Origin of the sequence: Pseudoalteromonas sp. 19-MNA-CIBAN-0066 (genome assembly GCF_040308705.1) — a bacterium.
GTDB lineage: Bacteria > Pseudomonadota > Gammaproteobacteria > Enterobacterales > Alteromonadaceae > Pseudoalteromonas > Pseudoalteromonas nigrifaciens.
Window position 1 is genome coordinate 1 of the sequence record NZ_JBEONZ010000023.1, and the last position, 25086, is coordinate 25086.

At 39.0% G+C, this 25086-nt stretch carries 24 protein-coding genes and 2 tRNA genes; 9 read left to right on the plus strand and 17 right to left on the minus strand.

Features of this window, described 5'->3' with window-relative positions:
* Positions 1–223: 223 nt before the first annotated feature.
* The 8 genes from AAEZ18_RS12910 to AAEZ18_RS12945 all read right to left on the minus strand — a co-directional run bounded on the left by AAEZ18_RS12910 (position 224) and on the right by AAEZ18_RS12945 (position 5845).
* Positions 224–499 carry a hypothetical protein gene (locus tag AAEZ18_RS12910; protein ID WP_350594932.1) on the minus strand — a complete coding sequence of 92 codons (276 nt, stop codon included), beginning with the start codon at positions 497–499 and terminating at the stop codon, positions 224–226.
* A 49-nt stretch (positions 500–548) separates the two neighbouring features.
* Entirely contained in the window at positions 549–1781 is a 1233-nt protein-coding gene (locus AAEZ18_RS12915; protein WP_350594935.1) for a site-specific integrase, read from the minus strand.
* Between the two features lie 123 nt (positions 1782–1904).
* Positions 1905–2261, minus strand: coding sequence for a hypothetical protein (locus AAEZ18_RS12920; RefSeq protein ID WP_350594937.1), 357 nt, complete (start codon positions 2259–2261; stop codon positions 1905–1907).
* Positions 2258–2644: a site-specific integrase gene (locus tag AAEZ18_RS12925; protein WP_350594938.1), complete on the minus strand. Its 387-nt coding sequence runs from the start codon at positions 2642–2644 to the stop codon at positions 2258–2260. Before AAEZ18_RS12925 ends, AAEZ18_RS12920 begins: the two co-directional genes overlap by 4 nt.
* Positions 2645–3165: 521 nt before the next feature.
* Positions 3166–3242: transfer RNA gene (locus AAEZ18_RS12930), tRNA-Val, on the minus strand.
* Positions 3243–3268: 26 nt separating this feature from the next.
* Positions 3269–3345 (minus strand) — tRNA-Val (locus tag AAEZ18_RS12935).
* A gap of 114 nt (positions 3346–3459) precedes the next feature.
* Complete coding sequence (locus AAEZ18_RS12940; protein WP_350594941.1) at positions 3460–4512, minus strand: DUF3080 domain-containing protein; 1053 nt, start codon at positions 4510–4512, stop codon at positions 3460–3462.
* On the minus strand, positions 4490–5845 hold the full coding sequence (locus tag AAEZ18_RS12945; RefSeq protein ID WP_011328411.1) for an MATE family efflux transporter: 1356 nt from the start codon (positions 5843–5845) through the stop codon (positions 4490–4492). The genes AAEZ18_RS12940 and AAEZ18_RS12945 overlap by 23 nt, the downstream gene beginning before the upstream one ends.
* Before the next feature lie 171 nt (positions 5846–6016).
* Between AAEZ18_RS12945 and AAEZ18_RS12950 the strand changes: the two genes are divergently transcribed.
* Positions 6017–6643, plus strand: a complete 627-nt coding sequence (locus AAEZ18_RS12950) for a riboflavin synthase subunit alpha (protein WP_350594943.1) — start codon at positions 6017–6019, stop codon at positions 6641–6643.
* Here the strand turns inward: AAEZ18_RS12950 and AAEZ18_RS12955 are convergent.
* Together AAEZ18_RS12955 and AAEZ18_RS12960 are read right to left on the minus strand one after the other, a co-directional pair.
* Complete coding sequence (locus AAEZ18_RS12955; protein WP_011328409.1) at positions 6640–6843, minus strand: CPXCG motif-containing cysteine-rich protein; 204 nt, start codon at positions 6841–6843, stop codon at positions 6640–6642. The genes AAEZ18_RS12950 and AAEZ18_RS12955 overlap by 4 nt on opposite strands.
* Positions 6844–6978: 135 nt before the next feature.
* Positions 6979–7839 (minus strand): fructosamine kinase family protein, encoded by an 861-nt coding sequence (locus AAEZ18_RS12960; RefSeq protein WP_350594945.1) that lies wholly within the window; start codon positions 7837–7839, stop codon positions 6979–6981.
* A gap of 109 nt (positions 7840–7948) precedes the next feature.
* Here AAEZ18_RS12960 and AAEZ18_RS12965 point away from each other — a divergent pair, with 109 nt between their 5' ends.
* The 4 genes from AAEZ18_RS12965 to AAEZ18_RS12980 all read left to right on the plus strand — a co-directional run bounded on the left by AAEZ18_RS12965 (position 7949) and on the right by AAEZ18_RS12980 (position 12279).
* Entirely contained in the window at positions 7949–8641 is a 693-nt protein-coding gene (locus AAEZ18_RS12965; protein ID WP_011328407.1) for a hypothetical protein, read from the plus strand.
* 115 nt (positions 8642–8756) lie between these two features.
* Positions 8757–9542 (plus strand): hypothetical protein, encoded by a 786-nt coding sequence (locus AAEZ18_RS12970; RefSeq protein WP_309216199.1) that lies wholly within the window; start codon positions 8757–8759, stop codon positions 9540–9542.
* A gap of 100 nt (positions 9543–9642) precedes the next feature.
* Entirely contained in the window at positions 9643–11025 is a 1383-nt protein-coding gene (locus tag AAEZ18_RS12975) for an amidohydrolase (protein WP_011328405.1), read from the plus strand.
* Between the two features lie 12 nt (positions 11026–11037).
* The gene (locus AAEZ18_RS12980) at positions 11038–12279 is read left to right on the plus strand and encodes an amidohydrolase family protein (RefSeq protein WP_089368373.1); all 1242 of its coding nucleotides are present in this window, start codon (positions 11038–11040) and stop codon (positions 12277–12279) included.
* A gap of 154 nt (positions 12280–12433) precedes the next feature.
* Here the strand turns inward: AAEZ18_RS12980 and AAEZ18_RS12985 are convergent, their stop codons facing one another.
* Together AAEZ18_RS12985 and cspD are read right to left on the minus strand one after the other, a co-directional pair.
* On the minus strand, positions 12434–14656 hold the full coding sequence (locus tag AAEZ18_RS12985; protein ID WP_011328403.1) for an NADP-dependent isocitrate dehydrogenase: 2223 nt from the start codon (positions 14654–14656) through the stop codon (positions 12434–12436).
* Positions 14657–15450: 794 nt separating this feature from the next.
* A complete protein-coding gene (cspD, locus tag AAEZ18_RS12990; protein ID WP_011328402.1) occupies positions 15451–15669 on the minus strand; it encodes a cold shock domain-containing protein CspD in 219 nt (72 codons plus the stop codon).
* A 209-nt stretch (positions 15670–15878) separates the two neighbouring features.
* Between cspD and clpS the strand changes: the two genes are divergently transcribed.
* Together clpS and clpA are read left to right on the plus strand one after the other, a co-directional pair.
* A complete protein-coding gene (clpS, locus tag AAEZ18_RS12995) occupies positions 15879–16187 on the plus strand; it encodes an ATP-dependent Clp protease adapter ClpS (RefSeq protein ID WP_011328401.1) in 309 nt (102 codons plus the stop codon).
* Between the two features lie 68 nt (positions 16188–16255).
* Positions 16256–18517, plus strand: coding sequence for an ATP-dependent Clp protease ATP-binding subunit ClpA (clpA, locus tag AAEZ18_RS13000; protein WP_011328400.1), 2262 nt, complete (start codon positions 16256–16258; stop codon positions 18515–18517).
* Positions 18518–18728: 211 nt separating this feature from the next.
* Here clpA and infA read toward each other — a convergent pair whose 3' ends face one another.
* From infA to trxB, 4 genes are all read right to left on the minus strand, one after another.
* Positions 18729–18947, minus strand: coding sequence for a translation initiation factor IF-1 (gene infA / locus AAEZ18_RS13005; RefSeq protein ID WP_002962494.1), 219 nt, complete (start codon positions 18945–18947; stop codon positions 18729–18731).
* A gap of 90 nt (positions 18948–19037) precedes the next feature.
* Positions 19038–19742, minus strand: coding sequence for an arginyltransferase (locus AAEZ18_RS13010; RefSeq protein ID WP_041454455.1), 705 nt, complete (start codon positions 19740–19742; stop codon positions 19038–19040).
* Entirely contained in the window at positions 19735–20451 is a 717-nt protein-coding gene (gene aat / locus AAEZ18_RS13015) for a leucyl/phenylalanyl-tRNA--protein transferase (protein ID WP_350594947.1), read from the minus strand. The genes AAEZ18_RS13010 and aat overlap by 8 nt, the downstream gene beginning before the upstream one ends.
* A 97-nt stretch (positions 20452–20548) precedes the next feature.
* The gene (trxB, locus tag AAEZ18_RS13020; protein WP_011328397.1) at positions 20549–21499 is read right to left on the minus strand and encodes a thioredoxin-disulfide reductase; all 951 of its coding nucleotides are present in this window, start codon (positions 21497–21499) and stop codon (positions 20549–20551) included.
* A gap of 288 nt (positions 21500–21787) precedes the next feature.
* Between trxB and pssA the strand changes: the two genes are divergently transcribed.
* A complete protein-coding gene (pssA, locus tag AAEZ18_RS13025; protein WP_350594950.1) occupies positions 21788–23113 on the plus strand; it encodes a CDP-diacylglycerol--serine O-phosphatidyltransferase in 1326 nt (441 codons plus the stop codon).
* Between the two features lie 128 nt (positions 23114–23241).
* Here the strand turns inward: pssA and ald are convergent, their stop codons facing one another.
* The gene (ald, locus tag AAEZ18_RS13030) at positions 23242–24363 is read right to left on the minus strand and encodes an alanine dehydrogenase (RefSeq protein WP_350594951.1); all 1122 of its coding nucleotides are present in this window, start codon (positions 24361–24363) and stop codon (positions 23242–23244) included.
* Positions 24364–24502: 139 nt separating this feature from the next.
* Between ald and lrp the strand changes: the two genes are divergently transcribed.
* Positions 24503–24982 (plus strand): leucine-responsive transcriptional regulator Lrp, encoded by a 480-nt coding sequence (gene lrp, locus AAEZ18_RS13035; RefSeq protein WP_350594952.1) that lies wholly within the window; start codon positions 24503–24505, stop codon positions 24980–24982.
* The last annotated feature ends 104 nt before the right edge of the window (positions 24983–25086 follow it).

Here is a 25086-nt window from a genome sequence, read left to right on the forward strand (position 1 = left end):
AAAAAGAAAATGGCAGGGCTAGACGATGATTACCGCTCAACCCTGCTAGAGTCTGGGATTAAAATGCGCTAGCCGTGTCTAAAGTAGTCGCTACTAAGCCAAAAGCATCTGATATTTTTGATATTCCTGCTTTTATACGTAACCAATCGGCACCACCTAGTAAAAACTCTTTATAGATTTTGTAATCAAAGGCAACCTTGTATAGCTGTATGTAAACGCTACTCTAATATATGCATAGGGCGGCTCTTTTAAGCTTTCGGGTTGGCTGAAGTATATTGCCCCAGAGAGTTGAATAAGCACTTACTGTGCTTTTGACTTTGGCGATGAATTTATTTGAATTATCTAATTTTAAAAATGATTTTTTAGTCGTTTTGTTTTTTAACTTAGCCTGTATTTTTACTTCTTTAAGTATTTCCTTCTCAAATAGGGAAAAGTTTTTATAAAGTGCCTTAATATCAGTATTATATATTTTATTCGAGTGGTCATAATGTTTACTCATTGGATCGTGCTCTGAAACAGAGTGATGGAGCATTTTTTTAGACTCAATTTCAGCAATTGTTGATGACCCAATTTTTTTTAGTTAGCACTTCTTTCATATGTGACTTTAAGAAGCTGCGAAGTAGTGTTGGAAATGCTCCGGCTGAGCCTTTTATATTTATGTTATCTCGCGGGGCCGCTACCATGTCTTTTGGCGCATGATATTTAAGAGTTCGGTTTAAACTCTCTTTACTAATGGGTTTAGAGTTGTCTTTAACCTTACAAAATAAGTAGGTGCGGTTTATGTCTGGGTTTAATTTTAACTCTTGCTGTATTGCTTTTTTCATCTCGGGTGTGAGTTGTTTTCTAAACTCTTTTTGGTTTTTCATTGCTCCGCGAGCGGTATGAGTTGTTTCAGGAAACGTTAAAAATTTAGGATTAGTTAAATCATCTATATACGATAGACGTAGGTTGCAAATATTTATGGGCCTTAGCCCTGTAAACATCATCAACAGAACAGCATTTATTAATGTATTACTTTTAGCTGTTTTTAGGTTTATGTATAGCTGAGAAATTAGAGATATATCAGTATATGCCTTACAAGGAATAGGCTTCGCCGTTCGAGTAGATATATAATTATTGTCTACCTCTAGGAATGGATTAGTGCCGTTATTATATTTATTTTTTGCGAACACCCACAGTTTTTTCATCTGCTCGAATAGCTTAGCCACATGCGGACCACTTTTTTCTGTTAGTAGTTGGTCAAGCGTGGTTTCAATTATCTCAGGCGTAATAGTCTGAAATAACGTATTTTTACCAAATGCATTTTGAATTGCATTAAGGTAAGAAGTATATGTGATTACTGTGGTGTCAGCTAACTTGCTAGGGCTATGTTTATTAATTGCCTGTAAATTTTCTATTTGTTTACTCACTACAAATTCGAATGTGTAATTAGAGGTGTTCTTCTTGTATATTTCGGTCGCTTTTAATTTCGCTGCTGAAAAACTCATATCATTAGAATCACCAAGCTTAATATTTTTTATGCCATGTTCTTTTTTAAAATGAGTAAAAAATTTAATAATGCCATCATGCTGGAATACAATTCTTATTTGATCTTTAAGCTGATACTTTGAAAGTCTTCTTCCTTTTTCTTGCGCCAATATAATAGTCGCAAGACTGGCTAGCTCTTCCATTGACTCGTCATTGTACGGTGGCTTAAATGCATTAAATTCAGCCATGCAAAGGTCACGACTTTTAATCGTAACCTCACATGGTTTTATTGAATTTAATACTGATGTTGCCATTAATACATAAGCCTTAAAAAGGTTAAAATCATCAAATAACTGATGAGGTATCGCTCTAATAAGGCAATGGTATGAAATTAACTTTTTTTACAAAAACTTTGGTAAGTCGAAATTAAACTTTTTTTAATTATTTTTTGCTTTGGCTTCTTGGTCACTTAAATATCTCTCAACGACAGCTCTTCCTTCTTCGGTTAAGATCAAATCTTTTGCTACTCTGCCCGTATCACCAAGTGGCTGATTAATGAAGTTTACATAACTGCCTTTGTGAACTAAATGGGCTATAATTCTATCTCTCAAGGCTTTTTTTTCGTTATTTTCTTTTTGGTTTTTAGCTTGTTTACTTTGCATACCTGTAAGTTTGAGTTGTTGGCTTTCGAGTTCTTTCGCTCTTTTTAAAATACTTGCTTCATGAATTTTGAATACGTTAAATTTTAGCTTTGTTGAAGTGCCAAATAGCTCTTCAGATTTATCATAATTCAAGCCGTTTGGATCGTCCTCTTTTCTGAGGTGATGAAGCGCGAGTCTGGTGAGTTCCTCTGCGTGTTTAAAATGATAGCCGTTGGTAACCATAGTCGCTTTTGCGTTGGATTTAAAAAACTTCGGCACATTGTGCAAAATGCACCTGCAGATCCTTTCATTACAATATTTCTTTTATCTCCTTTTACTGCATCAACAGGTGAGTAATCTTTAATGATTTTGTCCAGCGACCTTTTAGCAAATGGTTTGTTAAGATCGCGAGGCTGAAGAAATATATGATCAGGGTTACAGTTCGGTAATGCATTTTCCATCCAAGCTCTTTGTTCTAAAATAATGGCGCGCATGGCCTTGGTTAATGGCAGCTTATATTCTTTTTGGTTTTTCATTTCTCCACGAACCCCAACAACAGATGCCGGAAAGGTAATTAAGGTTGGGGAAATCGATACTATTGAGCCACTCCCACTTCATTTGTGGAATATTAATAGGGCGTATGCCTGTTAAAATCATAAATCGCGCAGCATTTTTTTGATGTACATTTGGTGCAGACGCGAGGTTTATCCATAATAGAATATTTCATGAAATGACACGGAAAATATTAGGGTAGTGGTCACCTGATTTGAAATTTTTGGTTTGGAATTTGTGATTTGAGGTTTGTGAATTTGCAAGGGTAGGGGTCTAATTTTGAGGAAGGTTAAAGAGCTAAAAAAGTGGTTTGGGCGCTTGGGCACAAGTTTGGGCACAAATCGATAAAAACTGGAATTTTTAGGATGATCTTTTGAGGCTTGGCTCTCGTTATTTTAAAATTTTGAATGCAAAATAATAAAAAACTAAGAATTTAATTTTTAGTTGAATAATTAAACGAATAGATTGAATAGGGTTTTTAACTGTTTGAAATATAGAGTTTAATTGGTACGACCGAGTGGATTCGAACCACCGACCTCTACCATGTCAAGGTAGCGCTCTAACCAGCTGAGCTACGGTCGTACAATTATTTTAGGATTCTTAAATGTTGGTACGACTGAGTGGATTCGAACCACCGACCCCTACCATGTCAAGGTAGTGCTCTAACCAACTGAGCTACAGTCGTATTACTTTAATTTAAGCTAAGTGCTAACTAGGTAGCACGGGCGCTAATATATAGCGTGATGGGAGTTGGATCAAGCAGCTTTATAGTTTTTGCGTTTATTTGCCGTTTTTTTATTCATATTGGGCTGATTTCACACATTTTATAAAATTTTTGCCACCAAAATACATGGTTTTTAGCTGAGTATTTTAGTTGGTTCAATAAGTTACTGTTTGCATTGGGCTGGAGTAAATTATTAATTGGTTTGCTGGTGATTGCTGTTTTATACCAAAGTTGTTGATATAGCGGTTGCAGGGTTTCTAAGTAGCCGGCGAGCTGTGCTTGGTAAGGTTGCACTTGTCCTAAGTAATATTTTTTAAAGATATTATTTACAATTTGCGCTTGGTTATTATTTTTACCTGCTTGGCATAGCTGGCTAATATTTATGGTGTTTATAAATTGGGTAGCACTGTTATTTAGGGCTATTTGCGTTCTTGCTGATTGAATTAGCTGCTGGTTAAACTGGTATTTATTAAGCTGCTCTAGTGCGGCAAATAAATGCTCGGAGTTTATTTGTGCAAACTGCTGCTTGGTTATTTGTTGTTTAATATTTACCAGCTTTGTTACGGCATTTACTGTGTCGCTAAAGCCTGCTGGGGTTATTGAAAGCTCTCGCGAGCTCAGTTGCCAAATGCGATTAAGCTCGGACTCTTTATAGAGCATGCTATTAAAGTAGTGCATTAAGTTATTTTGTTTGTGTTCGGTTGCCGCCAAAATCTTTTTATAAATAGAAGAGTCTTTTTCAAGCGAAGTTAAGCACTGCTGCGCACTTTGTATAAATTTTATTTGATAGATTAATATGCTTGCCGCTGTGGCGGTTTTACCGAGTTGGTTATTATGCTCGCTAATGAGGACGTTAAGTTTGCAGTGGCTTAAACTGGCAAGTTGAATAATGCCCAAGGTGATGTTGCTATCACTTAATACAGTTAATGGTATTAAGCTTAGTGGCACTAGCGGTTTTGGTGTTACTGGCTGTAAATCAAGCGTGTTAGCTAGTCGCTGGATATAAGTATGGTTTGCATTACTGGGCTTATCGCTACAAGCGGTTAATGCAATAAAGCACACTACCAATAAACAGGTTATTGGCAGTGGCTTTACTAATAGCCGTTTAAGCTTGCAAAGACGGTTCATATTTAAAACGTCTATGTACTGTGTACATTAACAATACAGCAGCGAGTGTTAAGCCAACAATAATGCCCAACCAAAAACCATGTGGGCCCATTGCTGGGACGATTAAGTCGGTTCTGGCTAATACATAGCCTAGTGCAAAGCCAACTAACCAATACGATACAAATGTAATGTATGAAATAGGTGCGGTGTATTTTAATCCACGTAATATGCCATTTGCAGCAACTTGTAGTGCATCAGGTAGTTGATATATACAGGCTAAAATCATGATTGATGAAGCCAGTGCCAGTACTTCGGGGCTGTCGCTGTATAGTTGGCTTATTAAATCGCGGCCTAAAAAGGTAGTTACGGCAACAAACAGGGCAATGAGCGCTGCCAGTATATAGCTAGTTGAAACAGCAACTTTTAGCTGTTTTAAATGGTTTTGACCATATAAGTTGCCTATACGTATGCTTATAGCAATAGAAAGGCTGAGCGGCATCATAAACAATAAAGTGGTAACGCTGGCGGCAATTTGATGGCCAGATACGGCTACGGCGCCTAAATGGGCAATAAATAATGGAATACAGGCAAATAAGGTTACTTCAAAAAAAGTGGCTAATGAAATAGGAATACCCAATTTAGTGATAATGCCGATAGTGGTTAAATTAGGTTTTTCAAAGGGGGTCATTAAGCCTTTAGCATCTATTTTTTTACTCATTTGGCAATAAATAACCTGGGCTATTGCCATTACAGTTAATACTAATGCAGTAGCAATACCACAGCCTGCGCCGCCATAAGCGGGTAGGCCAAATAAGCCATTAATAAAAATATAATTCACCGGAATATTAACCGCTAAACCTAACAGGCTGATATAAAAAGCGGGTTTGGTCATGCCCATACCTTCGGTCATATTTCTGTAAACGGTAAAAATTAAAAAGCCAAACACTCCCCATTTAACAAAGCGAATATAATCACTGGCAAGTGTTGCTATAGCAGGGCTGGTGTCGAGTTTTAAAATAATAATATCGGCAAATTGAGCAATACCAAACCCAGCAATACATAGTAGCGCAGTTAAATATAAAGCTTGTTGAAAATAATGGCTGATGCCTTTTTTATCGTTGGCCCCCGCAAACTGTGCAATAACACCGGTTAAAGCGAGTAAAATACCTTGCAGTGCAAGTAATAATGGGTTCCAAATACCAGTGGCAATAGATAAAGCAGCTAAATCAGTTGGGCTTACTTGGCCTGCCATAATCGTATCGACGACAGACATTAAAACAAGGGTAACCTGAGCTAAAAAAACGGGGATGGCAAGGGAAAGTAAGCGTTTAGCTTCCCAATTACTAAATGTCATAACAAACAGCTAAGAAATAATACAGGGCATAATTGTAATCTATTGCGGGGTGCCAATCCATTAAGATAATTATTAAGAGTGCATGATTTTATAACTTGATACGTTAAACTAGAGGCTATTAAGCAGCAAAGGCTTAACAGCCCCAATTTTGTAATAAACTTAAGAGATTATATGTTTACAGGAATTATACAAACCCAAGCGAGAGTCGTGTCGGCTAACCAAGTAAATGGCGTAATGCAATTAACCATAGCGGTTGAAAAGCAATATATACAGCAACTAAATTTAGGGGCGAGTATTGCTATTAATGGCTGTTGTTTAACGGTTGTTAAAGTATTAGCAAGTGATGATGATTCAATGGCGCAGGTATATTTTGATGTGATTGATGAAACACTCAAGTTAACTAACTTAGGTAAGCTTGAACTGGGCAGTTTAGTTAATTATGAGCGTTCAGTAACCTTTGGTACTGAACTTGGCGGGCATATTGTATCTGGCCATATTCACTGTACGGCTAAAGTGGTGCAAATAGTTAAACAGCAAAGTAATTATAAAATGCAATTGTGCATACCGCCGCAGTGGCAAAAGTATGTATTGTATAAAGGTTTTGTGGCTATAAATGGCGCAAGTTTAACCGTAGGTAATGTTGATGAGCAGGGCTTTTGGCTGCACCTTATTCCCGAAACCCTCGCTATTACAAACTTAGATGCAGCTAAGCTAGGTGATGAGTTTAATATTGAGGTAGATCAGCAAACCTATACCATAATAAATACGGTCGAGAACTACTTGCGTCAGCAGAGTTAAAATATTTGTTCGTCGCCGCTATCTACATGTAATTCTAGTTTATTACGAGCATGGTCAATGTGCATGTTTAAATGAATAGGGTTACAACAGGCGCTGCACTCTTCTATGTAGTCTTGATCTCCCATGCTGGCATCTAAATCTAAATGAATATGATGCCCGCAGTGCGGACATGAAATACGTTGCGATACAAAGTTTTTCATAATCACTCCATGTACATTATTAAGTAGGCTTTCAATAATATAATTACACTAATTAATCACTTACTTAATACTATTGGTATAAGCTCAATATAGTCGGGATTAAATGTTTACTGCGTTTAATTTAGTTTATTAGGATTACTTTATTAACCTTTCTATGTGTTGTTTTGCTTGGGTAAGGTAATGCCCCGCAAAAATATTAGCGTGGTTTAAAATAGGGTAAAGCTGGTATATTAATTTACGTTGCTCAAAACTTGCTAGCAACGGATATTGTTGATTATAAGCGCTGTAAAAATCATCTGGCAGTGGTGCAAATAGCTCGCTCATGGCTATATCAACCTCTCGGTCACCGTAATAACAGGCAGGGTTAAATATGCTCGGTACTGTATTTATAAACCCTATATTGCCACGCCAAAAATCGCCATGTAATAATGATGGCTTTACTGGGTGGCTGTGTAATTGCTCTTTTACTAAATTAATTAATCGCTCTGGCTCTATAAATATAATGCCTTTTTCTGCCAATAATTGTAATTGCCAGCCTATGCGCTCTTCGGCGTAAAATATATACCACTTTTTATGCCAGCTATTAGGCTGTACTGTAGTGGCTAAATAATTATCTACATCAAAACCAAACATAGCTTGCTGATGCTTTTGATGCAACATTGCTAAGCCTTTTCCCATTGCGTTCCATGTGGGGTGTGGTTGTTTGTCAAATTCTAACCACTCTAAAACAATAAACGAGAACTCTATATTTGCACCTGTTGTAATGCAATCAGGCACTATAAACACCCCATTTTCTGTGAGCAGCTTTAAACCAAGAGATTCGCTCTCTAGGCGTTCAAGCTCATTTTTTAACGCTACTTTTACTAAATAGTTGTGCGTACCATTAGTTATATGAAAAAGTTTGTCGGTGTTGGTACTCTGAAGTTGCTGTTTATGAGTGTGTTTAAAGTCATAATGTATGGCTTGGCTTATTTGCTCGTTTACTGTTTTCCACATAACAATTGCTCGCTTTTTAAACCGATACTTAAACTATGGCAAAAAGGTATTAATTTAACAAACTAATCGTTGTAAAATTAATGCCATAAATCACTGAAATGGAATAAAAATGAATAAAAGTTTAATAACCAATTTGCTAGCGGGTATATTTGTTGTTCTCGGCTTTATATTTGATCAGGCAATTGTGCTGTCGGTTGGTTTATTTGCACTCTCTGGAGCGGTGACTAATTTATTAGCTATTCATATGCTGTTCGAAAAAGTACCTTTTTTATATGGTTCGGGAGTAATCGCGTTAAAGTTTCAAAGCTTTAAAGTAGCAATAAGAAACTTAATTTTAACTGAGTTTTTTTCAGAGCAAAAAATTAATAGCTTACTCAGCAAAGCGCAACCTAATATCGACTTTGAACCAATAATAAATAATGTTGATTTAAACCCCGCATTCGACAGTTTACTAGAGGTAATTGAGCAATCTCAGTTTGGCAGCATGCTTGCTATGTTTGGTGGCAGTGCGGCGGTTGAGCCAATGCGTGAAAAATTCATTGAAAAAATGCAACTGTCGCTTGGAGAAATATCTCAAACTGATAACTTTAAAGCCTTAGTTAGTCAAACACTTTCGCAAAGTAATAGTGCTGAAAGTTTACACAATACAGTGCTTAAATTAGTTGATGAGCGCCTTGATGAGCTAACCCCTAAAATGGTTAAAGAGATTATTCAAACCATGATCCGCGAGCACTTAGGTTGGTTAGTTGTATGGGGCGGCGTGTTTGGTGGATTGTTTGGGTTAATCGCTGCCGTGATTTAAATATAGTCTGAGCTATAAAATAATTTTATTAAAAGTATTTTATAGCTACTGACATATTTTTTCAGACTGTTATTATCGCCCCCTAATTTTTAGTGTTTAATTAAAAGGAGCCACTGTGAGTAAAACGCTAGCCAGTTATTATCAGCAGGCGTATGCATGCGACCAACAGCACTTTAACCAATGTTTTTATTGTGGCTGTGAAGCGACAGAGCGCGACCATTGTCCGCCATTACACATGCTACAAAGCATTATTGACCTAGGTGAAGAAGCCGACTTTGTATCAATACCGGCATGTTATGAGTGCTATGCGCTACTACATAACGAAAGGTTAATGACGATAGATGAGCGCTTTACTAAAATGAAAAAAAAGCTTTCTAATAAATACGCTAAACCACTGCGTGTTTATAATATGTGGGAAGAGAGTGAACTGGGTGATATGAGCGACGAGTTTGCGCACAGCATTCAAGCGGGTATGAAACTAGGTAAAGAAGCCGCAGAGCGCTTAGCATTTACTGGCTTTAGTTACGCCACTGAAGAGGCTAAGGTCACAGTGCGGGAAAAAACCAAAGAATTTGACGTAGAAGGCGTGTTATTTACTGATTTTAAAGAGGCACTAAGCTACTGTATTACCGACTTAAATGTTGATAAAAGTGATTTTTATAAAATATTGGTTGAAGACTATCAAGGTGATTTTAACAAAGCACTTAGCCAGTATCGTCATCGGCATGACAAAGTAACTGCCGCTAAAGATGGCAACACGTTAATTAAAGATTTTTCAAAGCTGCACAAACAAAACTCTGATTTTGTAACTCGCACTGTTAAACACTTTATGGAAAAAGATCCAGTGTTAACAACCGAAGGCGCACTAGAGAAACTTTATAACAATTATATAAAAAAGTAATTACAGCAACTCATCTCAATTTATTGGTTTTTGGCCTGTTTTTTTAGCTTTATTAGTTAGCTTTAGCTAAAGTAGCAAAAAAACAGGAGAACCGAATAACATGCAAAAATTTGCTCCCTCATTGTTAGCTATTGGCTTAGCAACTGCACTTGTTGGTTGCCAAGAAAACGGCCCACAAGACGATAAAATAACAATAAACAAAAACCCTTACCCAAGTACTTATAAAGTGGTTGCTACATCAAGCACGCTGATCACTAATGCCACTGTATTAACTGGTACGGGCGAGCGCTTAGATGATACCGATGTATTACTTGTTGATGGTAAAGTACAACAAGTAGGCAAAGATTTAACTGCATCAGCAGATACCACAATTGATGCTCAAGGCAAGTGGGTAACACCGGGTATAATTGACGTTCACTCACATTTAGGTGCATATCCAAGCCCCTCGGTTGAGTCACATCAAGACGGTAACGAAATGACCAGCCCAAATACAGCAGAAGTATGGGTAGAACACTCTATTTGGCCACAAGATCCAGGCTTTAACCGTGCTCGCGAAGGCGGTATTACCTCACTACAAATATTACCTGGCTCTGCTAACTTGTTTGGTGGGCGCGGCGTAACACTTAAAAACGTACCAGCGCATACAATGCAAGCAATGAAATTTCCAGATGCGCCGTACGGCTTAAAAATGGCGTGTGGCGAAAACCCAAAACGCGTTTATGGTCGTAAAGGCACGTTACCGTCAACCCGTATGGGGAACATGGCCGGTTACAGAATGGCATGGGCCGAAACTGTAGAATACAAACGCGCGTGGGATAAATACGATAGCGATTATGCAGCGGGTAAAAACCCAGCAGCACCTACCCGCGACATTAAATACGACACACTGCGTGGAGTGTTAGAGGGCGAAGTGCGCATTCATAACCATTGCTATAAAGCAGAAGAAATGGCGATGATGATTGACCTTTCAAAAGAATTTAATTACCACGCGGGTACTTTTCATCATGGTATAGAAGCCTATAAAATTGCCGACATGCTAGCTGCAAACGGTTCATGTGCTGCGCTTTGGCCAGACTGGTGGGGCTTTAAAATGGAAGCCTACGACATGGTGCAAGAAAATGTGGCCATTGTTGATGCGGTTAAAAACTCGTGTGCGGTAGTTCATTCTGATTCAGATACGACTATTCAGCGCTTAAACCAAGAGGCCGCTAAGGTAATGTTCCGCGCTAATCAAAATGGTTTTGATATTTCGGAGCAGCACGCAATTAAGTGGATCACTGCTAATGCGGCAAAATCACTAGGAATTGATGATAAAACAGGCTCACTCGAAGCGGGTAAACAGGGCGATGTGGTTATTTGGAACCAAAGCCCGTTTAGTGTTTACGCTAAAGCTGAGCAAGTGTTTGTTGATGGTGCAAAAGTTTACGATAGAAACGATAGCACGTATCAGGCAACAAGTGATTTTATGTTAGGTCAACAATAAGGAGCACCCAGAATGAAAAATTTATCACGTTCGTTTTCGCTTTCTCTGGTTGCTGCAGGGTTATTAGCAGCAGGCGCGGTTAATGCGCAGTCACTGGCAATTATTAACGCCACATTACACACCTCAACAGAGCAAGGTGTATTAGAGGGCGCGAGCATTGTAATGACTGATGGCAAAATTTCTGCCATTAATCCAAGCGCTGTAAAAGCCGACAAAATTATTGATGCTAAGGGCCAAATAGTAACGCCTGGCTTTATTGCCAGTATTAACCAATTAGGTTTAGTTGAAGTAGGTGCGGTTGCAGGCTCACGCGATGGCGGCGATGAAAAAGCCGGTATTGATTTTGATGCAAGTTTAGCTTTTAACGGCCACTCGGGGTTAATTCCTTACGCACGTAAAGGCGGAATTACACGCGATGTGATTACCCCACAGGGCGGCGAGAGTATTTTTGCAGGCCTTGCAAGTGTAGTTGATTTAAGTGGTAGCTTTGAAAGCGTACTGCAAAAACAAGTGGCACTAGTGGTTAATTTAGGTGAGCGCCGTAAAGGTTCGCGTGCGTTTACTTTGCAAACGCTTATAAATAAGCTTGATGAACATCAAACTAAAGCCGATAAAAAAGCTAAAAAAGATGACAAAAAGCCAACCGCCGAAGATAAAATAATGGTTAAAGTACTTAGCGGTGAAATGCCATTAATCGTTAATGTATCTCGCGCTGCCGATATAGTTGAGCTTATTAAAGTAAAGCAGCAGTTTGGCATTAACTTAGTACTTAATGGTGCGCAAGATGCTGTTGTAGTTAAAGAGCGTTTAGCTAAAGCAGACATTCCAGTGATCATTAGTGCTATGGATAGTTTGCCAGGTAGTTTTGACTCATTAAATGCGAGTTTAAATAATGCAGGATTACTTGAAAAGGCCGGCGTAAAAGTACTGCTAACAGTGGGCGGCGATGCCAGTCATAATGTTTACCAGCTACGTTTTGATGCGGGTAATGCTGTATCGTATGGTATGAGCCAGCAAGGTGCGTTAAAAGCAGTTACAGCAAACGTGGCTGATGTATTTGGCATTAATGCAGGCAGCCTAGCAGTGGGTAAAGCGGCCGATGTAGTTATGTGGAGCAATGATCCGTTTGAGCTTAGCAGCCACGTGAGCAAAATGTTTATTAATGGGGTTGAGGTATCTACACAATCTCGCCAAGATAAACTGCGTGACCGTTATACAACTGAGTCAAGTATGCCACGCGCATATACTAAGTAATCAGAAACTAAGCTAAACATCCTATATATTGGAGGTTAAAGCTACTAATAAAAAGGCCGCTATTTTATAAATAGCGGCCTTTTTATTTGTAAAATTTAGACACAAAAAAGCCGCTTACTTTTGCAAGTAAGCGGCTTTTAAATTTAATTCAATATTATACTAATTTAGCTAAAATATCGTTAAAGGTAGTGCTTGGACGCATCGCTTTAAAAGCAGCATCGTCGTTAGGCTGGAAGTAACCGCCTAAATCTACCGCTGGGCCTTGCGCGTTGTTTAGCTCACTAACAATTTGTTCTTTGTTAGTTTCAAGGTCGCTAGCAATTTGCGTAAACTGCGCTTTAAGTTCGCTGTCGTCATTTTGCTTAGCAAGTTCTTGTGCCCAAAATAAAGATAGGAAGAAATGAGAACCACGGTTATCAATTTCTTTTACTTTACGTGAAGGCGACTTGTTTTCTGCAAGGAAAGTACCAGTTGCTTTATCTAGGGTGTCAGCAAGTACTTGTGCCTTGTTGTTACCCGTCGTTACGCTTAGGTGCTCAAGCGATGCAGCAAGTGCTAAAAATTCACCTAAAGAATCCCAACGTAAGTGGTTTTCTTTTTCGAATTGTTGCACATGCTTAGGTGCAGAACCACCTGCGCCAGTTTCAAATAAGCCACCACCGTTCATAAGTGGAACAATTGACAGCATTTTAGCACTTGTACCCAACTCTAAAATTGGGAATAAATCTGTAAGGTAATCACGTAAAACGTTACCTGTTACAGAAATAGTGTCTTTACCTTCTTTAATACGCGCTAAAGAGAATAAAGTTGCTTCAAGCGGTGCTAAAATTTGAATATCTAGGCCAGCTGTATCGTGCTCTGGTAGGTATTTATTTACTTTTTTGATTAGCTGCGCATCATGTGCACGGTTTTCGTCTAACCAAAAAATAGCAGGAACGCCCGTTGCGCGAGCACGGTTTACTGCAAGCTTAACCCAATCTTGGATTGGTGCATCTTTAACCTGACACATGCGCCAAATATCGCCTTGCTCAACACTGTGCTCAAGTAAAGTAGTACCGTTTGCATCAACAACACGGATCGAACCGTCTGCTTTAGCTTCAAACGTTTTGTCGTGTGAACCGTATTCTTCTGCTTTTTGCGCCATAAGGCCAACGTTTGGAACGCTACCCATAGTTGTTGGATCAAACGCACCATTTTCTTTACAAAAATCAATAGTTGCTTGGTAAATACCTGAGTAACAACGATCTGGAATTACAAAGCTAGTGTCTTGTAATTTACCATCGTTATTCCACATTTGACCGCTTGAACGAATTGCAGCAGGCATAGATGCATCGATGATCACGTCACTTGGTACGTGTAAGTTTGTAATACCACGGTCAGAATCAACCATAGCAATAGCAGGGCGGTTAGCGTAAACAGCTTGAATGTCTGCTTCAATTTCTTCGCGCTTAGCGTCATCTAATGTTTGAATTTTAGAGTACACATCGCCTAAACCATTATTTACATCAACACCTAGCTCTTCAAAAAGTTTACCATGCTTAGTAAATACATCTTTGTAGAATACTTTTACAGCGTGACCGAAGATGATTGGATCAGATACTTTCATCATTGTCGCTTTCATATGCAGCGAGAATAATACGCCTTTTTCTTTAGCAGCATCAATTTCGGCAGCTAAGAAAGCTTGCAGTTTAGCAGCGCTAATGCTTGATGCATCAATAACTTCGCCAGCTAAAAGCGGTGTGCTTTGTTTAAGCACAGTAACGTCGCCGTTAGTTGCAACATGTTCAATACGCACATCAGTGGCTGTATCAACAGTTACTGATTGCTCAGAACCAAAAAAGTCGCCTTCGCTCATGCTAGCAACGTAAGATTCAGAATCTTTGCTCCACGCACCCATTGAATGCGGGTTGTTACGTGCATATTCTTTTACAGAACCAGGTGCACGACGATCTGAGTTACCTTCACGTAGTACTGGGTTTACTGCACTGCCTTTAATTTTGTCGTACGCAGCTTGAATTGCTTTTTCTTCATCGTTTTTAGGCTCAACAGGGTATTCTGGAAGTGCATAACCTTTAGCTTGAAGCTCTTTAATTACCGCGCGAAGCTGTGGTACAGAGGCGCTGATGTTTGGTAATTTAATAATGTTAGCTTCTGGTGTTTTAGCCAGTTCGCCAAGTTCAGCCAGTGCATCGTTAATACGTTGTTCTGGTGTTAAATAATCAGGGAAGCTTGCAATTACACGACCTGCTAATGAAATATCGCGAGTTTCAACTTCAACACCTGCCGCATTTGTATATGCTTGGATGATAGGTAGCAACGAATAAGTTGCGAGTGCCGGAGCTTCGTCCGTTTTTGTATAGATAATTTTTGATGTCATCATCATTCCTAGATAGTTGGCCATAACGACCATATTCAACAATGCAAAGAAATCATTGCCACCAGTATTGGTAATACATTAAAGCGTTAATAATGGAGCAACGAGCAGTCAGTTAGGTGTTTATTGCCCTATATTTATATAAAGCAAAATAGTCACACCTGACCAGCTAGTACCGTATTTATAACTAAACATTTAATAAAAATAAATTAGCCTTTAGGCTAGCGTTAATACGTTATTTTTAGGGTAAAGAGTGTAACAAGCTTGGTTTAAAAGGGCTAGTTTTTGCAAGCACCATCCAAGTAGTTATACCAATTGAATTAAAAACATTGATCGTTCTAACGGACTAAAGTTTCATAATGGCATTAAAATTTTCATATAGAATAACTATACATTTAAATTTATGCTTTATTAAGCTTTTTTACTTGTCGCTATAGTAAATGCCAATTTTATTAAAAATATGAGCATGCTTGCGTATTAAATGACTTATTGGTTACTTTTAAAATAACTAAAGTAAAACAATGGGATACATTGTTTAACCCTATTGTTAAGCCATTTGTTTTGCACCGAAATTACTCATTAATTTAATGTTATTGGTATATTCGCGTATTTAATACAAATTGATATTTAACATTCAATACAGAAAATATTGGGGTAGATAAAATAAATTCAAGGAAAAGGGTTGAATTTGCAGATAATGAGGCTATTAATACAGAAGAAGAGATGATAAAAAAGATGTTGAAGGAATTAAGCGAGGATCTAAGCAGGTCACTCGCTTTAGTAGAACAAAATAACAGTCACTCAATAATATCACCGTTAGGCGCTATATTTTTAGCATGTAAGCCTTTAGGGCCTTGTTCTAATTCGAATGTTACATCTTGACCAGCTTTAAGTGTTTTATAGCCGTCCATTACAATTGTTGAGTAATGAGCGAAAATATCATTCTCGCAGCCGTCTTCTACGATGAAACCGAAACCTTTGGCATTATTGAACCATTTGACTTTACCACAAGCCATACTTCTACATCCTTCTATAAGTTCACTAATTTAGTTAATCTAAACTGTATAATTTGCTAGACTGACTAAGGTTTAATCAATCTATGTTTGACTGTAGTTTATTTAGCCAGTCAGTCAAGTGTTTTGATCTATTTATTAACATTTTATTTATTTTTTTATTCAAGTTTGCTTGAGTTACAAAGACAAGACTATATTTAATTATGAGTGGTATGAAAGATTCAGGTGTTATAGACATCGTTCGCGACAAGGAAAAGCAAAAGCTGCAACCACCGCGAAAATATAAAGTTGTTTTAAATAACGACGATTACACGCCAATGGATTTTGTGATTGAGGTCCTGATGACGTTTTTTAATATGGATAGCGATAGAGCAACCGACGTGATGCTGCAAATTCATCAACAAGGGAAGGGGATCTGTGGCGTATTTAGCTCAGATGTAGCCCATACAAAAGCTGAACAAGTTAACCGGTATTCAAGGGATAACGAGCATCCACTGCTATGTAGTTGTGAGCAGGAATAAATACCAAGCGAATGATCTTTCGTTCGATTGTAATGGTATAAAATTATTATCTCTGTAAGGGGTTGCCAATGCTAAATAAAGATTTAGAACTTACTTTGAACAGCGCGTTTCGCGAAGCGCGTACACGTCGTCATGAGTTTATGACGGTAGAACACCTTTTACTTGCGCTTTTGGACAATCCATCTGCTGGGGAAGCGCTAAGTGCCTGTGCAGTAAATGTTGCAGAGTTAAAAACTGAACTCCTTGAGTTTATTAACGAAACCACGCCGGTTATTCCAGATTTAGAAGAAGAGCGTGAAACTCAGCCAACACTTGGTTTTCAACGTGTATTGCAACGTGCTGTTTTTCATGTGCAATCATCGGGTAAAAACGAAGTGACAGGCGTAAACGTGCTGGTGGCTATTTTTTCTGAACAAGAAAGCCAAGCAGTCTATTTACTTAAAAAACACGACATATCACGTCTCGATATTGTTAATTTTATTTCGCATGGCATTGCCAAAGGCGATGATGAATTAGGCGATGACACCGACGATATTCACGAAGACGTACAAGAAGTGCAAAGCGAAGAAGCAAGCAAGCTCGACAGTTTTACCACTAATTTAAACGTACAAGCGCTCGAAGGCCACATTGACCCATTAATAGGGCGCGATAGTGAAGTAGAGCGTACTGTACAGGTGTTGTGTCGTCGTAAAAAGAACAACCCACTATTAGTAGGCGAAGCAGGTGTTGGTAAAACAGCAATTGCAGAAGGCTTAGCGTATCGTATTGTAAATAAGCAAGTACCCGAAGTAATTGCCGATGCAGTTGTTTACTCGCTTGATATGGGCGCATTATTGGCAGGTACTAAGTACCGTGGCGATTTTGAAAAACGCTTTAAAAGCTTACTAAAAGAGCTGCAAGCACAGCCGGGTTCTATTTTATTTATTGATGAAATTCATACTATTATTGGTGCCGGCGCGGCATCGGGTGGAGTTATGGATGCATCAAACTTACTTAAGCCGCTACTCTCTAGCGGGCAATTACGCTGTATGGGTTCGACAACTTATAACGAGTACAAAAATATTTTTGAGAAAGACCGTGCTTTGGTACGTCGCTTTCAAAAAATTGATGTGCTTGAGCCGAGTGTTGCCGATACCACTAAAATATTAAATGGTTTAAAAGAGCGTTACGAAGCGCACCATGGCATTCGTTATACGCAAAAAGCGTTAAAAGCAGCGGCAGAGCTAAGTGCAAAATATATTAATGAACGCCATTTGCCCGACAAAGCAATTGACGTAATTGACGAGGCCGGTGCAAGCCAACGTTTACTGCCTAGCTCTAAACGTAAAAAAACCATTGGCGTTGCCGATATAGAAAACATTGTGGCTAAAATGGCGCGTATTCCACCGCAAAGTGTGTCATCTAGCGACAAAGAAACGCTAAAAAACTTAGACCGCAATTTAAAAATGTTGGTGTTTGGGCAAGATCAATCTATTGATGCGCTTACATCGGCTATTCGCTTATCGCGCTCTGGTTTAGCCAACGAAGAAAAACCGGTAGGGTCGTTCTTATTTGCAGGCCCAACAGGGGTAGGCAAAACCGAGGTAACTAAACAGCTAGCTAAATGTATGGGTGTTGAGTTTATTCGCTTTGATATGTCGGAGTACGTAGAGCGCCATGCAATAAGTCGACTAATTGGTGCGCCACCAGGTTATGTTGGTTTTGAGCAAGGTGGGTTACTCACTGAAGCGGTAATTAAAAACCCGCATGCGGTAGTACTGTTAGATGAAATTGAAAAAGCGCATTCAGATATTTACAACATATTGTTGCAAGTAATGGATCACGGTACATTAACTGATAATAACGGCCGCAAAGCCGATTTTAGAAATGTAGTCGTGGTAATGACCACCAATGCGGGCGTGCAAGAAACAACGCGTGCGTCAATTGGTTTTAGCGAGCAAGACCATACGCACGATGCAATGGGTGAAATTAATAAAGTATTTTCACCAGAATTTAGAAACCGTTTAGATAACATTATTTGGTTTAATCACCTTGATAAAGACGTTATTTTACTTGTGGTTGATAAGTTTATTGTAGAGCTTCAAGCGCAACTGGATAAAAAGTCAGTTAATCTTGAGCTAAGTGCTAAAGCACGGGAATGGTTGGCTGACAAAGGTTACGACAAAGCGATGGGGGCACGTCCTATGGCACGTATTATCCAAGAGCAGCTTAAAAAACCATTAGCCAACGAAATACTCTTTGGTGAACTTGTTGAAGGCGGTACGGTTAAAGTATCGGTTAAAGATAAAAAAATTCGCTTTGATTATCAAAGTGATTTAACACCAGCTTAGTTTAATATGCGCTAAATGAGTTAAATAAAAAGGCCTGCTTTTAAAAAGCAGACCTTTTTTTGTAATGTTTTATAGACAACAAAAAACCCAGCAAGGCTGGGTTTTTTGTTTATTAAATGTAATTGCTAGTTAATATCCATCAATTACATTTAATAAACGCTTAAAGCTAGTGAAACACTAGCCAAAAACTAAATCTCGTTTACGCACTTACTTAGCGAGCACGGAATACGATACGACCTTTCGATAAATCGTAAGGAGTCATTTCTACCGTTACTTTATCGCCGGTTAAAATACGGATATAGTTTTTGCGCATTTTGCCTGAAATATGAGCCACAACTACGTGACCATTTTCTAGCTCAACTCGGAACATTGTATTTGGTAAAGTATCAAGGACTGTCCCTTGCATTTCGATTACGTCTTCTTTCGCCATGTTTAGCGTAACACCTCTTTAATAGTTAAACGCTGCAGATTCTGCCCAAAATACGCCAATAAGTAAAGGCGCAGCGGCTATTTTTGCAAATTAAATAGTCAACCACTGGTCTTTGACTTGTTTTTGCGCCGGTAAAAATTGCGTTTTGTAGTTCATTTTAGGACATTCGTCTATTTGGTAGCCCAAGTACACGTAGTGCTTATTTTGTGCTTTAGCAAATATTAGCTGCTGTAAAATCATCACAGTACCCAAACTATACTGCTCATAGTCGGGGTCAAAAAAAGTATAAATAGCTGAAATAGCCTTGTCCATACAATCAGTTACGGCAACCGCAACTAAATTGTCTTGATCCCAAAGTTCTATAAAAGTGATGTTTAACCAACTGCATAATAAAAAACTCTGAAACTGTGTTTTATCAGGAGGATACATACTACCGTCTTGATGGCGCAAACTAATATATTTACTGTACAGCGCGTAGTATTGCGGGCGCTCTTGGTTAGAATATTTAACTTCAAAGCGTGTTTTTGCTTTGTTTAGTTTACGTTTGTGCGATTTTGTCTCAATAAACTCTTGTGCTAATACACGTACAGAGCTACATGCGCTGCAAGTTGGACAGTGCGGGCGGTAAATTTGGTTACCGCTGCGACGAAAACCTAACGCCAGCAAAGACTCAAATTTATCGCTGCTGTAGCAACTTGGATCAAGAATGACCAATAACTGCTCTTGGCGGTTGGGTAAATAACTACAAGCAAACTCTTGGCTTAAACCAGCGCGTGCAGGAATATGTTCATTCATAAATAGCGTTAAGCTCCTGTGGTATCCACATAGCAGGGTCTACTTTATAATTTTGCGCTGCGTGTAGTTTAGCTAAAAATGCAGGGCGTGGGATCACTGTCGCCCCTAACGACATTAAATAGGGGTTTTCGAGCTGACAATCAATAAAATGCGCGTTATGGCGCTTAAGCCAATTAACCAACGCCCACATAGCCAGCTTAGAGCAGTTTGTTTGATGATGAAACATCGACTCGCCACAAAAAACACCATTTTGCATAATGCCATATAAGCCACCTGCAAGCTCTCCCTCGCGCCACACTTCTACACTATGGGCAATGCCTGCGTTATGGGCGTTAATGTACGCAGTGAGCATGTCAGAGGTGATCCACGTACCATCGGTATCAATGCGTTGCTCGCAGCATGCTTCAATCACTTCAATAAAGGCATTATTTATAGTAACGGTGACCGGGTGCTTTTTTAAATGCTTGCGCAGGCTTTTACTAATATGAAAATTATCAAGCTCTACAATGCCGCGCTCACTGGGCGACCACCACATTATTGGCTCGTCTTCGCTAAACCACGGAAATATACCATTATTATAAGCGTTATTTAGCCGCGCTAAACTTAAATCGCCACCAATAGCGAGTAAACCGTCGGGGGAGTCGAGAGCGCACTCTATAGGTGGAAATGCTATATCGGTATTACTTAGCTGGTACAGCTGCTTTTTCATACAATACTTCAATAAAAACGAATAACAAAAGTGTAACTATAATTTAGACATAAAAAAAGGCTGATTTATCAGCCTTTTTCACTAAATACTTAACTGCTTATAGATTATCTAAAAAGCGCTCAGCATCTAATGCTGCCATACAACCTGTCCCGGCTGAAGTAATTGCTTGGCGGTAAATATGATCCGACACATCACCAGCGGCAAATACGCCTGGTACGCTAGTTTGTGTAGCGTTGCCATTAAGGCCCGACTCAACAATTATATAGCCGTCTTTCATCTCTAGTTGGCCAACAAACATATCGGTATTTGGCTTATGGCCAATAGCAATAAATACGCCCGCTAGGTCTAACTCTTCGGTTGCATCAGAGTTTGCATCTTTAATACGCACACCGGTAACGCCCATTTGGTCACCTAATACTTCGTCAAGCGTACGGTTGTAATGCATTACCACATTACCGTTTGCTGCTTTTTCAGCAAGGCGGTCGGCTAGTATTTTTTCACTACGGAAACTATCACGACGGTGAATTACATGCACTTCATCGGCAATGTTAGATAAGTAAAGCGCTTCTTCAACAGCTGTGTTACCGCCGCCAACAACCGCTACTTTTTGTCCTTTATAGAAAAAACCATCACAGGTCGCACACGCAGATACGCCACGGCCTTGAAAATTTGTTTCTGACTCTAAGCCTAGGTACTTAGCAGACGCGCCTGTTGCAATGATTAGTGCGTCACAGGTGTAAGTGCCTTGGTCGCCAGTTAAAGTGAAAGGGCGTTTAGACACGTCTACTTTATTTATGTGATCAAATATAATTTCAGTTTCAAAGCGCTCAGCATGCTCTTTCATACGATCCATTAACGCAGGACCAGTTAAGCCATGCGCATCGCCAGGCCAGTTTTCTACTTCGGTAGTGGTGGTTAATTGGCCACCTTGTTGCATACCAGTAATTAATACCGGGTTTAAATTTGCGCGGGCTGCGTAAACTGCGGCAGTGTAACCAGCGGGGCCTGAGCCTAAAATAAGTAACTTACAATGTTTTGCTTCAGTCATGGTTTTTTCCTAAACGTTTAATTCACTCTGTAATGCGCTCGATTCTAAGAAAAACAAGCAGGAAGTAAACAAAATCCGTGATTAATTTTTTTAACAAATTTTAAAGCTGTGCAATATTGTGTACTTAAAATGGAGTAATTTATGTCTAATAAGTAAAATTAGTTCAATAAACAGACTAATACGCAACAAAACTGCGTTAATTCATGACCGGTTTGATTTTTTTTGATATGTTTTACCTAATTTTGATTTGTCACTGAAAGATTATGTGACCTAAGTGAATAGGCAACTATGTTATTTTGGCAGGAAAAACCCGCATTTGGGTTGACTTCAAAAGACCTTAACGTCTTAACCAATGCGCAAGAGTACCGTACGCAATTGCTACGTTTAATTGCCAACGCAAAAAAACGAATTTATATAACTACGCTTTATTTACAAGATGATGAAGCCGGACGTGAAGTTTTAGAGGCACTGCACCAGGTGTCATTAGCTAACCCTGCACTTGAAATAAAAGTGCTGGTAGATTTTCATCGCGCGCAACGTGGCCTTATTGGCGCCGAAAAATCTGAGGGGAATGCCAGTTTATATTGTGATTACCTCGAAAAGTTTCAATCGAACGTGCAGGTATATGGCGTACCCGTAAAAGCGAAAGAGTTATTTGGCGTATTGCATTTAAAAGGTTTTGTAATTGACGACACCTTGCTTTATAGCGGCGCGAGCATAAATAATGTGTATTTAGAGTATAACGACCGTTACCGCCTCGATCGTTACTTTTTAGTTACGCAAAACGCGCTGTGCGATGCTGTAATAGACTTTATTGAAACAACATTACTTAGCTCAAATGCAGTGCCGCGTATTGATAGCCGCCCGTTGCCAAAGCTTAATGATTTTAGATTAGATCAAAAGCAATTAATGCGTGATTTAAAAACAGCAAGGTATAACAGCGCCGAGCTGCATAATACTCAGCCCTTAGGTATTCGTTTGTTTTTAGGATTAGGGCGACGCAATAACGAACTTAATCGTTTAATTAAAACTATGTTTGACGCCACCGAGCAAGAGCTGGTGTTGTATACGCCTTACTTTAATTTTCCGGCGCCATTAATGCGCTCATTACGCCGCTTATTAAAACAAGGTAAGCAAGTTACTATTGTAGTGGGCGATAAAACCGCTAACGACTTTTATGTACCGCCTAGCGAGCCATTTAGTAAAATAGGCGCGTTGCCGTATTTATACGAAACTATTTTGCATAAATTTGTTAAAACACAAAAACGCCACATTGATAACGGTAATTTAAACGTTTATTTATGGAAGCACGACAGTAATTCGTTTCATTTAAAAGGCATTTGCTCAGACAGAAAAGTACATTTACTCAGCGGTCATAACCTTAACCCACGGGCGTGGGGACTAGATGTTGAAAATGGTATTTTAATTGAAGATCCACAGCAAACAATAATGCAAGATATTGACAAAGAAAAGCAAGAAATCCTACAGCACTGTCGTCGTTTAACTGGCCCAGATGATTTAGAAACCATGGACGATTATCCGCAAGCGGTTAAAAAGCTACTTGGCCAAGCAAAGCGTGTAAAAGTAGATTTTATAATTAAACGCTTTATATAATGTAATTGGTATAAATTTAAATCTATACAATAAAAAGCAGCTTAATAGCTGCTTTTTTGTTTGCACTAATGTTTACTCTAAAGTTTAAAGCACTCAAGTAAGTTAATGCTTGAGTGCTTTACGCTAAATTAAACGTTTTCTAGCGCAGTACGAGGATCAACATATTCCATGTTAAACGCTTCTGCTACTTCTTTGTAAGTTACTTGGCCTTTAATAACATTTAAGCCTTTTAAGAAGTGAGCGTTGTCAAGCAATGCCTTTTTATAACCTTTGTTTGCAAGGTTAATAATAAACGGCAAGGTTGCATTGTTAAGTGCAAACGTAGAAGTACGTGGCACAGCGCCCGGCATATTAGCAACACAATAGTGAACAACGTCATCAACAATGAACGTAGGATCTGCATGGGTAGTTGCTTTAGAAGTAGCAATACAGCCACCTTGGTCAATGGCTACATCAACAATTGCAGAGCCTGGCTTCATGGCTTTAATGTGTTCCGCAGTTACTAGTTTAGGTGCAGCTGCACCTGGAATAAGTACACCACCAATTACTAAATCGGCCTCTAGTACGTGTTTTTCTAGTGCGTCGGCAGTTGAGTAAATAGCGCGTACTTTGTTGCCAAACTGTGCATCTAGTGCGCGTAATACGTCAATGTTACGATCAAGTATTACTACGTTTGCACCTAAACCAACCGCCATAAGTGCAGCACTACGGCCAACCATACCGCCGCCAATAATAACTACTTTAGCTGGCTCAACGCCCGGTACGCCACCAAGTAACATACCACTGCCTTTATTTATTTTTTCAAGCGCTTGTGCGCCTGCTTGAATAGACATACGACCTGCTACTTCACTCATAGGAGCTAAAAGAGGAAGGCCACCGCGAGAGTCTGTGACTGTTTCGTATGCAATACAAATTGCTTTGCTTTTAACTAGGTCTTCAGTTTGTGGTAAATCAGGGGCAAGATGTAAGTAAGTGAAAAGAATCTGATCTTCGCGCAGCATGGCACGCTCAATCGCTTGTGGCTCTTTTACTTTAATTATCATCTCGGCTTTTGCGAATACATCAGCAGGTGTTGCTAAAATTTCAGCACCGGCTTGTACGTAATCGTCGTTAGTAAAGCCAATGCCCATACCCGCATCTGTTTCCACTAATACTTGGTGACCGTGATTAACGAGCTCACGAACACTAGCAGGAACCATACCTACGCGGTATTCATGGTTTTTAATTTCTTTTGGTACACCTATAATCATAATTTTCGCCTTGTTAGAACGGGATAAGTTTTTTCACTATTATATTCATGTATTGCCAGTGTGTCTTACCTTTTTTTTAACATGTTATAGTGATAATATCTGTTTTTGGCTTTTAAACAGAATAATAAACTAGGTGAGTATGCATACACTATTAGATAGAATAGATCGCAAAATATTAGTGGAATTACAACAGGATGGGCGGCTATCTAATGTGGAACTGGCCCGACGAGTTGGCTTAAGTGCGACACCTTGTTTAGAACGTGTAAAAAAGTTGGAGCGAGAAGGTTATATACTTGGTTACAAGGCAGTGGTCGATCCGGCTAAGCTTGGCCAAGGTTTATCGGTATACGTTGAGGTAACTATTACTAAAACATCGGCAGATGTATTTGACGAATTTAGTGCTGCAGTTAAAAAGCATAGCGAAATAATAGAGTGCCATTTAGTATCGGGTAATTTTGACTTTTTACTTAAAACGCGGGTAAACGACATGTCTGAATACCGAGGGGTACTGGGCGATATACTCTTAAAGTTACCCAATGTTAGCGAAAGTCGTACTTATGTAGTAATGGAAGAAGTAAAAGGCGAGGAAGGCGTAATTATTCGCCCCTATGTTGCTTAAGCTGATTTACAATATGTGTGTTATTTACAGGCTAATATAGTAATTTATAATTAGTTTCGCATAATATAAGTTTAAATTATAAAAACTTGTTCATAATCAGGCCA

Excerpts from the sequence above, each read along its gene's own strand:
- AAEZ18_RS12940 (WP_350594941.1), bottom strand. The coding sequence starts at position 4,512 with ATGAACCGTCTTTGCAAGCTTAAACGGCTATTAGTAAAGCCACTGCCA.
- pssA (WP_350594950.1), top strand. The coding sequence starts at position 21,788 with ATGTTATTTTGGCAGGAAAAACCCGCATTTGGGTTGACTTCAAAAGAC.
- AAEZ18_RS13010 (WP_041454455.1), bottom strand. The coding sequence starts at position 19,742 with ATGAATGAACATATTCCTGCACGCGCTGGTTTAAGCCAAGAGTTTGCT.
- AAEZ18_RS12925 (WP_350594938.1), bottom strand. The coding sequence starts at position 2,644 with ATGAAAAACCAAAAAGAATATAAGCTGCCATTAACCAAGGCCATGCGC.
- clpA (WP_011328400.1), top strand. The coding sequence starts at position 16,256 with ATGCTAAATAAAGATTTAGAACTTACTTTGAACAGCGCGTTTCGCGAA.
- infA (WP_002962494.1), bottom strand. The coding sequence starts at position 18,947 with ATGGCGAAAGAAGACGTAATCGAAATGCAAGGGACAGTCCTTGATACT.
- cspD (WP_011328402.1), bottom strand. The coding sequence starts at position 15,669 with ATGGCTTGTGGTAAAGTCAAATGGTTCAATAATGCCAAAGGTTTCGGT.
- aat (WP_350594947.1), bottom strand. The coding sequence starts at position 20,451 with ATGAAAAAGCAGCTGTACCAGCTAAGTAATACCGATATAGCATTTCCA.
- AAEZ18_RS12975 (WP_011328405.1), top strand. The coding sequence starts at position 9,643 with ATGCAAAAATTTGCTCCCTCATTGTTAGCTATTGGCTTAGCAACTGCA.
- AAEZ18_RS12985 (WP_011328403.1), bottom strand. The coding sequence starts at position 14,656 with ATGACATCAAAAATTATCTATACAAAAACGGACGAAGCTCCGGCACTC.
- ald (WP_350594951.1), bottom strand. The coding sequence starts at position 24,363 with ATGATTATAGGTGTACCAAAAGAAATTAAAAACCATGAATACCGCGTA.
- AAEZ18_RS12965 (WP_011328407.1), top strand. The coding sequence starts at position 7,949 with ATGAATAAAAGTTTAATAACCAATTTGCTAGCGGGTATATTTGTTGTT.
- AAEZ18_RS12955 (WP_011328409.1), bottom strand. The coding sequence starts at position 6,843 with ATGAAAAACTTTGTATCGCAACGTATTTCATGTCCGCACTGCGGGCAT.
- AAEZ18_RS12960 (WP_350594945.1), bottom strand. The coding sequence starts at position 7,839 with ATGTGGAAAACAGTAAACGAGCAAATAAGCCAAGCCATACATTATGAC.
- clpS (WP_011328401.1), top strand. The coding sequence starts at position 15,879 with ATGAAAGATTCAGGTGTTATAGACATCGTTCGCGACAAGGAAAAGCAA.
- AAEZ18_RS12915 (WP_350594935.1), bottom strand. The coding sequence starts at position 1,781 with ATGGCAACATCAGTATTAAATTCAATAAAACCATGTGAGGTTACGATT.
- lrp (WP_350594952.1), top strand. The coding sequence starts at position 24,503 with ATGCATACACTATTAGATAGAATAGATCGCAAAATATTAGTGGAATTA.
- AAEZ18_RS12950 (WP_350594943.1), top strand. The coding sequence starts at position 6,017 with ATGTTTACAGGAATTATACAAACCCAAGCGAGAGTCGTGTCGGCTAAC.
- AAEZ18_RS12980 (WP_089368373.1), top strand. The coding sequence starts at position 11,038 with ATGAAAAATTTATCACGTTCGTTTTCGCTTTCTCTGGTTGCTGCAGGG.
- trxB (WP_011328397.1), bottom strand. The coding sequence starts at position 21,499 with ATGACTGAAGCAAAACATTGTAAGTTACTTATTTTAGGCTCAGGCCCC.
- AAEZ18_RS12910 (WP_350594932.1), bottom strand. The coding sequence starts at position 499 with ATGAGTAAACATTATGACCACTCGAATAAAATATATAATACTGATATT.
- AAEZ18_RS12945 (WP_011328411.1), bottom strand. The coding sequence starts at position 5,845 with ATGACATTTAGTAATTGGGAAGCTAAACGCTTACTTTCCCTTGCCATC.